Origin of the sequence: Hyalangium minutum, from assembly GCF_000737315.1 — a bacterium.
Lineage (GTDB): Bacteria > Myxococcota > Myxococcia > Myxococcales > Myxococcaceae > Hyalangium > Hyalangium minutum.
Map to the genome: position 1 here is coordinate 35423 of NZ_JMCB01000011.1, position 14355 is coordinate 49777.

Annotated in this window: 15 protein-coding genes; 5 read left to right on the top strand and 10 right to left on the bottom strand. The window is 69.1% G+C overall.

Annotated elements, in window-relative coordinates; genetic code table 11:
• Positions 1 to 44: 44 nt before the first annotated feature.
• From map to DB31_RS26640, 4 genes are all read right to left on the bottom strand, one after another.
• Positions 45 to 1040 carry a type I methionyl aminopeptidase gene (gene map / locus DB31_RS26625; protein WP_044192692.1) on the bottom strand — a complete coding sequence of 332 codons (996 nt, stop codon included), beginning with the start codon at positions 1038 to 1040 and terminating at the stop codon, positions 45 to 47.
• Between the two features lie 114 nt (positions 1041 to 1154).
• On the bottom strand, positions 1155 to 3968 hold the full coding sequence (locus DB31_RS26630; RefSeq protein ID WP_044192694.1) for a S8 family serine peptidase: 2814 nt from the start codon (positions 3966 to 3968) through the stop codon (positions 1155 to 1157).
• A 120-nt stretch (positions 3969 to 4088) separates the two neighbouring features.
• Positions 4089 to 4358, bottom strand: coding sequence for a TraR/DksA family transcriptional regulator (locus DB31_RS26635; RefSeq protein WP_044192695.1), 270 nt, complete (start codon positions 4356 to 4358; stop codon positions 4089 to 4091).
• A gap of 157 nt (positions 4359 to 4515) precedes the next feature.
• The gene (locus tag DB31_RS26640; RefSeq protein WP_044192697.1) at positions 4516 to 5184 is read right to left on the bottom strand and encodes an START domain-containing protein; all 669 of its coding nucleotides are present in this window, start codon (positions 5182 to 5184) and stop codon (positions 4516 to 4518) included.
• A 150-nt stretch (positions 5185 to 5334) separates the two neighbouring features.
• Here DB31_RS26640 and DB31_RS26645 point away from each other — a divergent pair, with 150 nt between their 5' ends.
• The 3 genes from DB31_RS26645 to DB31_RS26655 all read left to right on the top strand — a co-directional run bounded on the left by DB31_RS26645 (position 5335) and on the right by DB31_RS26655 (position 7853).
• Positions 5335 to 6822: an HAD-IG family 5'-nucleotidase gene (locus DB31_RS26645; protein ID WP_044192699.1), complete on the top strand. Its 1488-nt coding sequence runs from the start codon at positions 5335 to 5337 to the stop codon at positions 6820 to 6822.
• A gap of 122 nt (positions 6823 to 6944) precedes the next feature.
• The gene (locus DB31_RS26650) at positions 6945 to 7445 is read left to right on the top strand and encodes a hypothetical protein (RefSeq protein WP_044192700.1); all 501 of its coding nucleotides are present in this window, start codon (positions 6945 to 6947) and stop codon (positions 7443 to 7445) included.
• A 111-nt stretch (positions 7446 to 7556) separates the two neighbouring features.
• On the top strand, positions 7557 to 7853 hold the full coding sequence (locus DB31_RS26655; RefSeq protein WP_205628573.1) for a hypothetical protein: 297 nt from the start codon (positions 7557 to 7559) through the stop codon (positions 7851 to 7853).
• 78 nt (positions 7854 to 7931) lie between these two features.
• On the opposite strand, the gene DB31_RS26660 is transcribed toward DB31_RS26655, so the two are convergent.
• Positions 7932 to 8618, bottom strand: coding sequence for a DUF1361 domain-containing protein (locus DB31_RS26660; protein WP_044192703.1), 687 nt, complete (start codon positions 8616 to 8618; stop codon positions 7932 to 7934).
• Positions 8619 to 8781: 163 nt separating this feature from the next.
• Here DB31_RS26660 and DB31_RS26665 point away from each other — a divergent pair, with 163 nt between their 5' ends.
• Positions 8782 to 9966 (top strand): winged helix-turn-helix domain-containing protein, encoded by a 1185-nt coding sequence (locus DB31_RS26665; RefSeq protein ID WP_044192705.1) that lies wholly within the window; start codon positions 8782 to 8784, stop codon positions 9964 to 9966.
• Between the two features lie 7 nt (positions 9967 to 9973).
• Here the strand turns inward: DB31_RS26665 and DB31_RS26670 are convergent, their stop codons facing one another.
• Positions 9974 to 10618, bottom strand: a complete 645-nt coding sequence (locus DB31_RS26670; protein WP_044192707.1) for a DUF3575 domain-containing protein — start codon at positions 10616 to 10618, stop codon at positions 9974 to 9976.
• Positions 10619 to 10884: 266 nt separating this feature from the next.
• On the opposite strand from DB31_RS26670, the gene DB31_RS26675 reads away from it, so the two are divergent.
• A complete protein-coding gene (locus DB31_RS26675) occupies positions 10885 to 11274 on the top strand; it encodes a hypothetical protein (RefSeq protein WP_044192969.1) in 390 nt (129 codons plus the stop codon).
• On the opposite strand, the gene DB31_RS26680 is transcribed toward DB31_RS26675, so the two are convergent.
• From DB31_RS26680 to DB31_RS26695, 4 genes are read right to left on the bottom strand one after another with little or no spacing between them, the layout of a single operon-like run.
• On the bottom strand, positions 11243 to 12373 hold the full coding sequence (locus tag DB31_RS26680; protein WP_044192709.1) for a S1 family peptidase: 1131 nt from the start codon (positions 12371 to 12373) through the stop codon (positions 11243 to 11245). The genes DB31_RS26675 and DB31_RS26680 overlap by 32 nt on opposite strands.
• A gap of 59 nt (positions 12374 to 12432) precedes the next feature.
• Positions 12433 to 13011 (bottom strand): hypothetical protein, encoded by a 579-nt coding sequence (locus DB31_RS26685; protein ID WP_044192710.1) that lies wholly within the window; start codon positions 13009 to 13011, stop codon positions 12433 to 12435.
• 29 nt (positions 13012 to 13040) lie between these two features.
• On the bottom strand, positions 13041 to 13442 hold the full coding sequence (locus DB31_RS26690; protein ID WP_044192711.1) for a lipoprotein: 402 nt from the start codon (positions 13440 to 13442) through the stop codon (positions 13041 to 13043).
• A gap of 5 nt (positions 13443 to 13447) precedes the next feature.
• Positions 13448 to 14353, bottom strand: coding sequence for a hypothetical protein (locus tag DB31_RS26695; protein WP_052420259.1), 906 nt, complete (start codon positions 14351 to 14353; stop codon positions 13448 to 13450).
• Between the last annotated feature and the right edge of the window lie 2 nt (positions 14354 to 14355).

A 14355-nucleotide genomic window follows, 5' to 3' on the forward strand; every position in this document is an offset into this window, starting at 1 on the left:
CCGGGCCCCGTGCCCCTCCAACACCGTGGCTTCGAGCCCCGGCCTCAGGGCACCGTGAGAATCTCCACGCCCTGCTCCGTCACCAGGATGGTGTGCTCGAACTGAGCGCTGCGGCTGCCGTCCGCCGTCACCGCCGTCCACCCGTCATCCCACGTGCGGTGCTGCCAGTGGCCCAGGTTGATCATCGGCTCGATGGTGAACGTCATCCCCGGCTTCATCATCGTCGTCGCGTCCGCCTCGTAGTAGTGGGGGATCTGCAACGCGCTGTGGAACCGCTCCCCAATCCCGTGGCCGCAGTACGCCCGCACCACGCTCAAGCCGTTCTTCGTCGCGTGGTCCTCGATGGCCCGGCCAATCACATTGATGGGCAGGCCCGGCTTCACCGCCGCAATGCCCAGGTCCAGGCACTCGCGCGTCACTCGCACCAGACGCTCGGACTCCGAATCCACCTTCCCCACGAAGAACGTCGCATTGCAGTCGCCATGCACGCCGTCCAGGAAGATGGTGATGTCCAGGTTCACGATGTCCCCCTCCACCAGCACCCGGCTGTCCGGGATGCCGTGGCAGATGACCTCGTTCACCGAGGTGCACAGGGACTTCGGGAAGCCGTGGTAGTTCAGCGTGCTCGGGTAGCCCCCACGCTGGATGTAGGCCTCGTGGGCAATGGCATCGAGCTCGTCCGTGGCGATGCCCGGACGCACCGCCGCGCCCGTCAGCTGCAGCACCTCGGCGGCCGCCTTACACGCCCGCCGCATCCGCGCAATGACGTCCGGGCTCTTCACGTCGGACATCTCGCCCGAGCGGCTCGGACGCCCCGTCTCCGCGTAGTCCGGACGGGGAATGTGCATGGGCACGCTGCGCCGAGGGCTGATGACGCCCGGCCGGATGCCCTGCCGCTGCGTGTCTCCCCCCTTCTTGCGAGCCTCGACAGCATCGGCGCCACGGTGGCACTTCTTGTACTTGGTGCCACTGCCGCACCAGCAGGGATCATTGGCCCCGGGGAGGACCGCGGGAGCCTGGCGGGCGAATTGGGTCGTCATCACTTCTGTCTATAACCCGTGGGCGCACCAGAGCGCACGGCTCTTGATTGCTGGGCACCCAGCCGGGGGGCCGGCGAACCGGCCCCCCGCATCCTTCTCAACGAATTCCGGTCTCTAGCGGACGACCGTCACGGACGCATCGTCCACGAAGAAGCTCGTCTGATAGGAGACGTCCTCCGAGCCGTTGAAGACGAGCCGAATCGTCTGCCCCTTGTAGGCGGCCAGGTCGAACGTCCGCTCCACGTAGCTCGTGCCCTTGCTCAGGTTGCTGTAGCTGGCCAGCGTCCCCAGCACCGTGCCCGAGGTGTTCTGCACCTCCACCGAGAGCAAGTCGTACGCGGTGTTCACCGCCACCTCGTCACTGGTGATCTTCAGCCAGAACTTGAGGGTGGCCGAGCACGCCGTCGACGGGATGGTGACCTGCTGGTACAGGCTGTAGGTGCCGTAGTAGCCCTGACCCGCCAGCAGGGCCCGCCAGCTTCCGCTCCTCGCCGTGGAGGCCGAGCTCGCGATGACGCCACTGGAGGCTGTCCAGTTCACGTTGCCGCTCTCGAAGCCCGCGTTCGCCAGCAGCTGCTCGGTGAGACTGCAGCTGCCCCCGGTGCCATTGCTGACGGTGACGGACACCGCCGCCGAGGTGCCCACGTTGCCTGCGGCGTCATATGCCTTGCTCGTCAGCGAGTAGGGGCTGTTCGCCCCGCTGGCCGTGTTCCAAGACACGCTGTACGGCGCCGTGGTGTCCGTGCCGATCAACGTCGAGCCCGCGTAGAACTCCACCTTGGTCACGCCCACGTTGTCCGAGGCGCTGGCGCTCACCGTCACCGTGCCGCTCAGCGTGGCCCCGGAAGCGGGCGCGGTAATCGAAGTCACCGGCTTGGTGGTATCCGTGGTGCCACCGCCACCACCACCACCGCCAGCGCCCACCGTGAAGATCAGGTCGTCGCGGTCATCATAGCTGCCGCCCACGGTGCATGGGCTCGGGCCGCCGAAGAAGCGGAACGAACCCCGGATGGCCTGGAGATTCCCCGTGGGCAGCGTGTACGTGGCCGTAAACGTCTGCAGGCCAGCGGCCGAGGGCGTCAGCGTGGTGATGTACGTCCACACCGGGTTCGTCGCATCCGCCGCGTAGTACAGGTCCACCGCGTCGTAGACTGTGGAGTAGACCCACGCCTTGGCCTCGACGGTGACCGTCTTGCCCGCCGCGAAGTTCGTGCCGTCGGTGGTGTAGACCTTCAGCGACTCGAGCGACTCGTCATCCAGGTACGTGCCGCTGTTCCCATCCGCGCACGAGTTGTTGATCGTGTTGGGCGCGTTCAGCTCCGGGCCCATGACGCCACGGCCCTTCACCATGCCGCTGCCGGTGGTGCACAGCGCGCCCGCACTGCCGCACTTGGGCGCCTTGAGCACCGGGTCATACGTGGCTGCGCCCGGGTTGTTGACGGTGATCGTCACCGAGGCGCTCGTGCCGAAGTTGCCCGCGGCGTCCCAGGACCGCGCGACAATGGTGTGGCTGCCGTTGTCCACCGAGGCGCTGGCCCATGAGATGGAGTACGGCGCCGTGCTGTCACTGCCAGCGGCCACCCCATCCACCTCGAAGTCCACGCGCGTGACGCCCACGTTGTCCGAGGCGCTTGCCGACAGTGTCACGTTGCCCACGACCGTGGCCCCCGCCGTGGGCGCGGTCACCGCGGCCGTGGGAGCGGTGGTGTCCCCGCCCGTCGCCGGAGGAATGAAGCCCGTGTACAGCAGCACGTTGGGCGTGCCCGGAATCACGCTGCTGAGCTTGCCCGGCGTGCCGTTGTTCACCAGCGCGTCGCGCACCTGCTGCGGCGTCGCCGTGGGGTTGCGCTCCAGGTATAGCGCCGCGGCGCCCACCACGTGCGGCGTGGCCATCGACGTGCCGCTGATGGTGTTCGTCGCGCTGTTGCTGGTGTTCCACGCGGAGGTGACGTCCTCGCCCGGCGCGATGATGTCCACGCAACTGCCGTAGTTGGAGAACCACGCCACCGAGTCCGTCTTGTTCGAGGCCCCCACGGTGATGGCCGCCGGAGTCCGCGCCGGCGAGAAGCTGCACGCATCCGTGGTGTCATTGCCCGCGGCAATCGCATAGGTGATGCCCGCGTTGATGGAGCGAGTGACCGCGTCATCCAGCGCCTGGTTCGGATCGCCTCCCAAGCTCATGTTCGCCACCGCGGGCGTCTGCTTGTTCGCCGTCACCCAGTCCACGCCCGCGATGACACCCGCCTCCGTGCCCGAGCCCTGGCAGTCCAGCACCCGCACCGGGTGCAGCGTCACGTTCTTCGCCACGCCGTAGGTGGTGCCGCCCACCGTCGCCGCCACGTGCGTGCCGTGCCCGTTGCAGTCCGTGGCACTGCCCCCGGGCGTCACCTGGTCATAGCCATTGCCGATCCGACCGGTGAACTCCTGGTGCGTCTGATAGACGCCGGTGTCGATGATGTAGGCGTGAACGCCCGTGCCCCGCGCGTTGTAGACGTAGTTGGAGTTCAGCGGCAGGTCCCGCTGGTCCACACGGTCCAGGCCCCACGTGGCGCCCAGCTGCGTCGCGTTGATCGAGACAAAGCCGTTCTCCTGGACGTATTTGACCCGTGGGTCCGCCGCGAGCGCCTGGGCCTCGGCCTCGGTCATCTTCGACCAATAGCCCCGGAGCGCGTGCCCGTACGTCATCACCACCTTGCCGCCGTGGGCCGCCGCCAGCGTGCTCGCCGTCGCCGAGACACTTTGGGCTGCGAGCTCCGGCGTCTCGTGGAACACGACGATGTACTCGCCGGGGACGGCTCTCTCGACTCGCAACAGCCGTCCTCGAGTCTTGAGTGTGGAGACTTCCTGCGTCGCCTCCTCCAGCTCGGGGCCACCACAGGCCGCCAAAGCGAGGAAGACGAGCAAAACAACTGCCCGACGGTGATACATGAGGGTGCTCCTTTGTAGGAGAGTGCTGCCGCGCCCGGGTTGGGGGATCGAATGTTGAGCGCTAACAAGAGTTCTCGCGCGAGCAACACTCGGAGTTTCTTCTCACCGGGGCGCGCTCTCTCAGCGCTCCACCCAGGCGCTGCACGTCAGGCAGTAGCGCGCCTCCGGAATCGCTCGCATCCGGTAGCGGCCCAGGGCCCCTCCACACCGAGCGCACCTGCCAAACTCTCCCGCCTGGATGCGGGCCAGCGCGTCCTCGATGTCGTGCAGCTCGCGGCGCTCTCCCTCGGACAGCTCGCTCGCTCCGTGCAGAACGCGAGCCCCCAGCCCCTGCAGGCGGCTGCGCCGCAGCAGGAGCGCCTCGCGCGCGTTCTTCGTCAAGGTGTCCATGGTCGCCTCCAGGTCCCGCTACGGCGTCATGCCGCCACACGCCGGAGCCACCTTTCAGGAACCATGCCTCCCCTCCCCCTTGGGAGTCTCGGGGGAGGCGGCGCAGGCTTTGCGCGACTTACCGGTGTGCGCTGCACCGGGTGCGCGACTCCAGCCCTCAGGGAGCCTTGGGCGCCGCCGGCTTCGCCTTCTTGCGCTCCTCGCCCAGCTTCTTCGCCCGCTTCTCCACGGCGCCCAGCGTGTCCAGCACCCCGTCCTTCTGGCCAAAGCTTGCCAGCCAGTCGGGGATGGAGCCGCCTGGGTCCACGCTGAACTTGTAGACGATGTGCGTCTTGTTCTCGCCCTTGGACGTTATCTGCCAGGTGCCCTCGTTGTGCTTGAGCCGCACCACGCCCTTGCGCTCGGGCACGCCCGCGTCCACCACCTTCCAGCGCTGCACGTACTCGCCCTGCCCGTCCTCGGAGATCTTCTTCTCGTCTACCACCGAGATGACGTAGTCGCGGTCATCCACCATCGGGAAGTCCAGCTTGGCGTACGCCACGCGCGAGCCATCCTCGTTCGTGGACACCAAGCGCGACTCCTTCACGTACGGCATCCACAGCCGGAACGAAGCCGAGTCCATCAGCGCCGTCTGCACATCCACGGCGTGGGCCTCCACGTCCTTCTCCGCCCAGACCTCCTTGCCGTTGATGTCCTTCCGGGAGCGCACCTTGATCTGCGCATCCTCGTCCTCCACCGTCTCCCACTCGTCCGCGGCCCGCGCGGCCCCTGCTACGAGCACCAGCGACAGCGCGCCGCACCACCACAACCTCTTCAGCTCGAACATGCGCTCCTCCTTCGGAGTTCAGAGCTTAACCGCAACGCCGGACAGGCAGGCAGTGCCAAGCCCTGGAAGTGACTGCCCGTGGCACTTGAGCCCGGAGCCACTGTCACGTTGCTCGACATTTGAGCGAGGGCAAGGCAGGAAGCGGCCCCTATGAGCGGCTACCTGGCAGGCCCCCCTCCCGAGCGCGGCATCTTCTGCAATCGCACCCTCAACCTGAGGGCCATCAAGGCCATTGGCTACGACATGGACTACACGCTCATCCACTACAAGGTGGAGGCGTGGGAGCGCCGCGCGTACGAGTACATCCGCGAGCGGCTCGAGGCCCAGGGCTGGCCCGTGGGCCACCTCCAGTTCGATCCGGTGCTGTCCATCCGGGGCCTCATCATCGACACGGAGAAGGGCAACCTGCTGAAGGCCAACCGCTTCGGCTTCGTGAAGAAGGCGCTGCACGGCACGCGCCCCATGGACTTCGACACCCAGCGCACCGAGTACGCCCGCACCATCATCGACTTGGCCGAGAAGCGGTGGATGTTCCTCAACACCCTCTTCTCGCTGTCCGAGGCCTGCATCTACGCCCAGCTCGTGGACCTGCTGGACGCGGGCAAGCTGCCGGGGCCCATGGGCTACGCGGACCTCTACGCCATCGTGCGCACCACGCTGGACGCCACGCACATGGCGGGCAAGCTCAAGGCGGAGATCATCGCCAACCCCGGGCTCTACGTGCAGCCGGACCCCGAGACGCCTCTGGCGCTGCTGGACCAGCGCAGCGCGGGCAAGAAGCTGCTGCTCATCACCAACAGCGAGTGGACGTACACGGTGCCGATGATGCACGCGGCGTTTGATCCCTACCTCCCCAAGGGGATGACGTGGCGCGAGCTGTTCGACGTGGTCATCGTCAGCGCGCGCAAGCCGGAGTTCTTCACCACGCGCTCGCCGCTGTTCGAGGTGGTGGAGACGGCCTCGGGCGAGGGGCTGTTGCGGCCGCACTCGGGGCCGCTCAAGGCCGGCACACCGTACTTCGGCGGGAGCGCCCTGGAGCTGGAGCGCCACCTGGGCATGAGCGGAGACGAGATCCTCTACGTGGGCGACCACATGTTCGGCGACGTGCACGTGACGAAGAACGTGCTGCGCTGGCGCACCGCGCTCATCCTCCGTGAGCTGGAGGAGGAGGTGCGCGCCATCGCCGCCTTCCGCGCCACCGAGGCGAAGCTGGCCGAGAAGATGGAGGCGAAGGAGCGGCTGGAGTTCGAGGCCTGCCAGCTGCGCCTGGAGCAGCAGCGGCGCCGGCTGCAGTACGGCCCTCGCACCGAGCAGCCAGAGGATCAGCTGCTGGCGAGGCTGATCACCCTGCGCACGGAGCTGGAAGCGCTGGATGCGGAGCTGGGGCCCATGGCGCGCGCGGCCAGCGAGCTCTCCAACCCGCACTGGGGCCTGCTCACCCGCGCGGGCAACGACAAGAGCCACCTCGCTCGGCAGGTCGAGCGCTACGCGGACATCTATACGTCCCGCGTCTCCAACTTCCTGTTCGCCACCCCCTTCGTCTACCTGCGCAGCCCCCGGGGCAGCCTGCCGCATGATCCCAACGTCCCCGGTGGCACCCCGGTGTTCCCTACCCCGGACGCACCTTCAACCACATGACGTAAGTCTCTGAAACTGTTGGGTTCTCACGGGAATTGCCGGGGAGGGCGAGCGGACGGCTGAGCGCTGATCCGGCCGCCCTCTCAAGGCGATGTCAGACGTCCCCAGTATGAATTGTCCCCGTGAGCCACTCGAAAGATCAGAGCGCGAACGCGTCGCACGTCCTGGAGCAGCGCAACCTCCTGGGCGGAACCGATCTGGTTCCCATCATGGGTGGAGGCAAGCGCAAGCGGGCGCGCCAGTTCCACGTCGCCTCGGAGAAGCGGCTGGGCTTCGCAGCCGCTCTGGCGCTCGTGGTGGAGCACGGAAAGCAGCAGGCCAAGGAGCACGGCGTCACCTCGCTGAGCCGGTGCCCCAAGTGCGACCACGTGGGGCCCACCGCGCAGGACTTTGGCTACCGCGTCATCCGGGGCGAGCGCCGTCCCCAGTCCTGGTGCCGCGGCTGCCGGGGCCAGCACCTGCCCCCTGCCCAGGCCAGCGCTCCGCTGAAGTGGACGGCCAGCAGCACCGCGAACGCCTCTCAGCCACCCGAGGAGGGCTGGCTGTTCCCGCCCGAGACGCTGCGCGCCCGCCCGCGCGACAAGGCCAAGGGCAAGGGCAAGGGCAACAAGCGCAACGGCTGAGACGCTCCCCCGCCTGGCCAGCACGGGCCCTCATGGAGCCCCTCGTCCCGCTCTCTGCAGGGGGATGGAAAAGCCGGGGCTCCGTCCCTACCTCTCTTAGAGGAGGGCATCATGGCCGTACGGACGAAAATCGCAGGCATCAAGAATAGACGGCGTGTGGATGCACGGGCGGCGCAGACCAGCACGGGCGCCAAGAACGGCAAGAAGACGCTGCCTCGCGATGAGGCCGCCGCGCTCCGCAGGACGAAGGCGCTCGAGCGCGTGACACTGGGCCCTGCCGCGGAGACTCACGAACCCAAGAGCAACCGGCGGAAGACTTCGCTCAATGGCCGCAAGAAGGCGCCCAGCCAGATGCGCGTGAAGCGCGCCGGCGGCCCCGCCAAGCGGATGCCCCTTCACGGTGGCTAGAGGCTCGCTGTCCCCCAGCGATACGAGGCCGGTGTGCCATGCGTCCGGGAAGAACTCTCTCGGCGCATGGCCCCGGCCTCAGGTGTGCGCGTCCTCCGAGTGGCGCTGGCGGCGCAGCTGCTCGAAGGCGTAGTACGAGAGCAGCACCAGCACGGTGAAGAGCGTGGTGATGCCGAGCAGCGCCCGGTTCTCCCAGGGCTCGCGCAGGTGCGCGGCGATGGCCTCGAAGAGCTTGCGAGGCTCGGCCAGCACATCCCAGCTGTTCCACCGCTCCACCCGGCCCAGGTAGATGCCGTAGCCGCACAGCAGGGACACCAGCGCCACGCCCCCCCAGGCGCCCGCGCGTCCCACGCGCTCCTCGAGCAGCCGCTTCCACACCTCCAGCGAGAGCAGCCCCAGCATCCACCCCGTGGCCGCGAAGAGCCCCAGCAGCCCCGCATCGAACCACAGCGGCACGCCCGGCCGGGGCCGCAGGTGGATGAAGTCCGTGAGCAGGTAGGGCGCGTTCGGGAAGACGAGCAGCCACGTCACCCCCAGCGGCGCCAGGAGCCACCACCGCGCGAGGCGCTGTGTCTGGAGGAAGCTGGCCACCAGCGCCAGGCCATAGGGCAGCCACGCGAGGAACAGGTTCCAGAGCAGCCAGAGGTAGACGCTGCGCTGGCTCCAGTCCACGCGGGCCTTCACCATGCCCACGCACACGAGCGTGCTCAGCAGCACGGGCAGGAGCCCGTGGTGGCTCAGGAAGCGGAGAGAGCGGAGATGCATGGACGGCTCCGGTCGTCCGAGCCTCGCGGTGTGGCCAGTCAGCCACGCCCCGGGGCCCAGGGTGAGGTTGTTCCCCGAGGGTCAGCAATTCCGGGGCCAGCGGGTGACGGGGGCCACAAGGCCGCACACGGGCGGGCCCCGTGGCGTATGGTCCGCACCGAGCATGCCTCGCCCCACGCTCCCTCCCGCTCAGACGCTGGACCCCGAAGTGGCACGGGCCTGGCTCGTCAGCCACCACGGACTGGCCGCCCCCCGCTTCCCACCTGGGACAGCCGGTACCCGCTCGATGCTGAAGGCGCTGCGCTGCATCCAGTTGGATCCGCTGGATGTCATTGGCACCAACGCGGACCTGGTGGCGCTGGCGCGCGTGGACGGGCTCGTGCGCGGGGATGTGTACCGGCACCTGATGCCGGGCCATGCCTTCGAGCACTGGGCCAAAGAGCGCTGCATCCTCCCCGCCTCCGCCTTCCCCTACTACCGTGAGCGCACGCGCGAGACGCCGTGGTGGAACCTGGCCACGCGCTTGGAGCGGCTGCCCGCCCGCGTGCTGGAGGCCGTGCTGGAGGAGGTGGCCGCCCGAGGCCCCATCTCCGCCGCGGAGCTGACCGACCACGGCGCGGTGAAGCCCCTGGACTGGAGCGGCTGGAAGGGCACCGGCAAGGCCACCTCCATGGCGCTGGAAGTCCTGTGGACACGGTGTCAGGTGGTGGTGTGCGGACGCGGCCCCGGAGGCAAGCGCTACGACGTGCCCGAGCGCGCGCTGCCGGAGACGGCTCGGGCGCCTCTGGCCTCGGGACCGGAGGTCTTCGAGCGCTGGGCCCTGCTGGAGCGCGTGGAGGCCGCCGGGTTGCTCTCGCGAGCGGCCGGGCCGCACTGGTCCGTGCTGTCCGCCGTGCGCACCTCGGAGCTGCCGGACACGCTCGTGCGCGAGGGGCTCCTGGAGGAGGTGGTGCTGCCCGGCGCGCCCCGGCGCTACCTCGCCCCCGTGGGCTTCCGGGAACGGCCCGTCACCGAGCCGGATGAGCGCATGCGCATCCTCGGGCCGCTGGATCCGCTGCTGTGGGATCGCGGGCTGGTGCAGCGCGTGTTTGGCTTCGAGTACCTGTGGGAGGTCTACAAGCCCGCCGAGCTGCGCCGGTGGGGCTGGTACGTGTGCCCGCTGCTCCACAAGGGCCGGCTGGTGGGCCGGCTCGAGGCCCGCGTGGAGGACGGCGTGCTGCGCGTGGACAAGCTGTGGCGCGAGAAGGGCGTGAAGCTCGATGACGCCGCGCTCGATGAGGCGCTGGCCCGCCACGCGAAGGCCTGTGGCGCCACGCGGGTCCGCCGAGTCCGGTCCCGCGTGGGGTGAGCCTCGCTCAGAAGCTCCAGCCCACCGCCAGCGTGGCGCGCTCGGCGAACTCCCAGCGCTTCGAACGGAACACGACGGCCGTGGGTTGCTCTGGGTTCAGCGTGTCCTCCATCGTCGTCCGCTCCGAGGTGTACGCCCCGCCGAGCCCCACGCCGGCCTGGACCGTCAGCCCCCTCGCCACCACCATGCTGTAGCCCACGAGCGCTGCAGCTCCCGCGCGCCAGTTCTGGCCACTGGCCTCCACGTCCACCGTGCCAGGGGAGCCCAGCGAGCTGAGGACCGAGCTCGTGTTGAACTGCGCATACGACAGCTCCAGGTGGGGGCCGATCCACATCCCGTCCAGTGCGGTGCCCGTCACGTAGTAGCGGATCCCCGGCTCGAGCCCCACGCTGGCGTTCGAGGTGCTCCCCACGGGGTTCCCCGCAGCTCCTTGGGTCCGGACGAACGCCGTGCCAACCCGGAGCCCCGTCCGGATCGACAGCCTCTTCCCCACCGCGTGCTCCCCGTCGATGGCCACGAGGCCACTGCCCAGCGAGATGGGCACGAGGCCCACGAACGTCCGGCGCTCCTCCGTCTCCGGCGATGCGTCTTTCTCCTCGGCCTCCGCCACCGTCGCCAGCAACACCGCGCACACCAGCAGTCCCCTCTGCATGTCTTTCCCCTTTGTTCCTGTTCGGGCTCCGGCCATCCCGCCCTAGCGGAGCGAGCAGATTGCAATCACCATGCACAGGCCTCGTGTGGGGCAGCAGACAGGGATTTCCGAGGGACCTGAGACCTTCGGTCTCCCGCGGCGTGACTCCGTGTCATGCCGGACGCGGCGGGGGGTTGCCAATCTGGCACCCGACATGGACTCCGGTGCATGCCTGGCCTTCTGGCATCTCCGCCGCTCCATCCCTACCTGAGTCACCAGGAGGGTGCATGCCAGAGAAACCGCAAGCGTTCCGCGCGAAGAGCGCCAAGAAGAAGGGCACCACCATGGCCCTCAAGGCCACGGATCTCCACGTGGCCGAGGGGCTGAGCTCGCACAAGGCGAAGAAGATCGGCGGCAGGGAGCTGGGCGAAGTGGGCTTCATGGACCGCAGCGTCAGTCCGCGCAGGCCGCCCGGGCGTGGGCTCACGGCGAAGAGCCGGAAGCTGCCCCTGCCAGAGACCGGCAGCAGCACGTCGCGCCGCAAGACGCTCCCCGCTGAGGCCGCCGCCGGCTACCGCAAGGAAGGGACGCGCAAGAAGACCACGGGCCGTGGGGACAGCTCTCCGCTCAAGGCGGGCAAGAAGCTCACGATGCCGGGCCGGAAGAACCCGCGGTAGCACGCCCGCGCCGGCGGGCTCTCATCCCCTGGAGCACCAGCGCCCCCAGCCCAAGCAGGGCGGGCCCCGGCGCACCGGCACAGCCTCCCGCGCCCGGTTCGGGGGAGCTGCCGCAGGGCACGAAGCAACGGCAGGCTTCATCGCCCTCGGGCTCCAGACGCGCGCACAGTCCACCAGCTCCGCACGCGGCGTCCTCCGTGCAGGGCGCGCCGTAGTCTCCCGCCTGGAGCGCCGGAAGGAGACACCGGCCGGGAGTGCCCTGCGTGAGATCGCACGTGAGGCCCGAGGGACACACCGCATCCCGCGTGCACGTGTCCCGGCAGAGGAACTCGGGCGCCAGCGTGGGGACTCCGGGCGCTGGGTGCTCGGAGAGCAACGGCTGGAGGAAGGTGTCTCTCAGCGCGTCCACGCGGACGTTGATGGCCTCCGTGCGGCAGGCCACATCCCCGCTCACGGTGATGCCCGCGAGCACCTCGCGCGTTCCATCGCTCACCAGCACGGGCCCGCCACTGTCTCCCACGCAGCTCATGCCCGGAGCAGGGCCCGCACGGAAGGCGCTCTCGGAGGCGTCGAGCACCGCGAGCATTCCCTGACGGCGCCGGCCCGACGGCTCGCTGGCCACCTTCGTGTCTCCGAAGCCAATCACGCGTGCCGGAGTCCCAGGAGCCAGGGAGAGACGCGTGGGCTCGGGCAGCGGGAGCGGAGTCACGTCCACAGGCTGGGCGAGCCGCAGCAGCGCCGCGTCGAAGGCATGGGTCTCGGGCACAAAGTCCGGGTGGCGTACCGCGCGAGCCACCTGGACGAAGCGCCCCCGTGGCTCCGGCAGCAGCTCCGCGCCGACGAAGATCTCGTAGGGCCCCTCGGTCCCGAAGACGTTCAGGCAGTGCGCCGCCGTGAGCACCACCTCGGGCGCGATGAGCGCTCCGGAGCACAGCAGCGTCAGCGGCTCTCCCGAGCACCGCGTCCGCCGCGCCACGAGCGCCACCACCGCCACGTCTTCCGGCGCATCCGTGCCGTTCACCACCGCCTGCCCCCGCGTGGCAGGCTCCGCCGGCTCCTGCGTGGGCACACACCCCACGGTGCCGAGGGCGAACACCATCCCGCATATAAAGGAGGGGAGACCGGAGGGCCCCCCAGGGCGCGGGAGAGCGTGCGGCATCATTGCTCGGGCGGCTCGCGCTCCGCTTCGAGGGAGAGCTGCTGCATCTCCTCCTTCAGCTTCTGCACCCGCTCCTTGTGCCGCTGGATGAGGATGTCCAGGCGCTGGCGCTCTGCGGAGTCGCCCCGGGCTCCTGCCGCTTCGCGCTCCTGCTCCAGCCTCGCCACATCCTTCTCCAGCAGCGAGGTGATGCGCTCCGTCTTCCCCAGCTTCCACCGCGCCGTCTGGGGCTTCTCCGGCTCGATCGGATCATTCACCTGCGGCAGGGGGTTGGGCGACTCCGGCTCGGGCACGATGTCCCCCGGCTGGATGGGTACCACCGTGGCTCTGCGAGGTTCCTCCGGAGCCGGCGCCGCCACGGAGGGCTCCGCGCTGGCGGCCCGCTCAGGCTGTCGCGGAGGAGGCTGCGGCGCTCGGGTCGCGGCCGTTCCTTCGGCCACGGGAACTGGAGCGGCGACGGGCGGCGGCTCCTCGGAGGGAGGCACGGACGGCTCGGGCCACAGCAGCACGGCGAGCACCGCCACGGCGAGCACCGCGGCACCGGCGAGCGGAAGGAGGAAACGGGGTGAGGCTTTCATGCGGGAACGCCCAGGAGCGTACTCCAGACTTACAACCTCAACTTCCACCCGCCGTCCTGGCGCTCCACACGCAGGATGAAGGGCTCGGCTCGGACGACGCCATCCCGGGCCAGCTTCGCCCGAACAAGCACCGCGTTGGGGTCGCGCCCATCCACCACCGCGTCCAGCACCTCCACGAGCTCCAGGCCGTGCTCGCGGAGCTCACGGATGGTGTCCTCACACGGCTTGGCGCTCCCACCCGTGGCCAGCAGCGGCCCGAGCACCTGACAGTCCCCCGAAGGCAGCGCGGTGAAGAAGGTGCGCACGGTGGTCCGCGCCTCCTCCTTCTTCCGGGCCTCCGAGGGAGTACAGGCGAGTGAGGCGAGCACCAGCAGCAGTCCGCAGGCGCTCGCCCAGCTCACAGTGTCCCCGCGATGTGGGGAGCGGCTCATCGCGCTCAGTAGCAGTTGGGAGCGTACAGCTCGTCGTCGCTGGCCGAGACGAACTGATCGTCGCAGTAGGCGCTGGCCAAGGCGTGGCCGTTGCGCACGCAGCCGTCGTGGTTGGTGGCGTCCAGCGTGTACTGGGTGTCGCCGCCGCAGCCACCGCCGCAGCGGCCGTAGCAGATGCCCTGCACCTTCGGGCGGCTCCAGTGGTCCGGCTCACCGCACACCCACGTGCTGCCGCTCATGTAGTACTCGTCACCGCTGCACGAGGAGTGGTCGCCCAGCTGAGCAATCTGCTGATTGCCCGTGTAGTCGAAGCCCCCGTGCTGGCAGTCGTGCTTGGAGTACGAGTACCAGTTGAAGGAGCTACCGCAGCTGCCGGTCCACTTGCCGTTACACTTCGCGTAGCTGCACAGCATGGTGTAGCCGCGGCCCTGCTCGCCCATCACCGTGCGCTGCATCCGCACCGTGCCCGAGTGCTCGGCCCACAGGCCCACGGCGCGCCGCAGGTACTTGGACTCGGGGGTAGCCGCGTCACTGGCGGGCAGCTCCGCGTTGAGCGCTGCGTACAGCGCCGCCGCCACCTCGCGGTCCTTGTCCGTCATCTGCGTGTCCTGGCCGTTGGCCTCGGCGAAGCCGTCCAGCGTGGAGACACCGTTCTCCGCATCCAGCAGGCCCGTGAGCGTCAGCCCGTCGAAGCGCACCTCGAGGCGGTACACGCCCTTCTCCACCTCGCGGGAGGAGAACTTCACCTCGGTGCTGCCCTGGCTGTGATCCGCGACGAACGTGCCCTGCGTGGTGCCCGGCTCCACCGAGAGCTTCAGGCCCTCGGCAGGCTGCGCGCCCGGCTCCGTACCGCTTGGGTTTCCACAGGCGAACAACACCACTGCTGCAAGTGCTCCCAGAATCTTCCGCATAC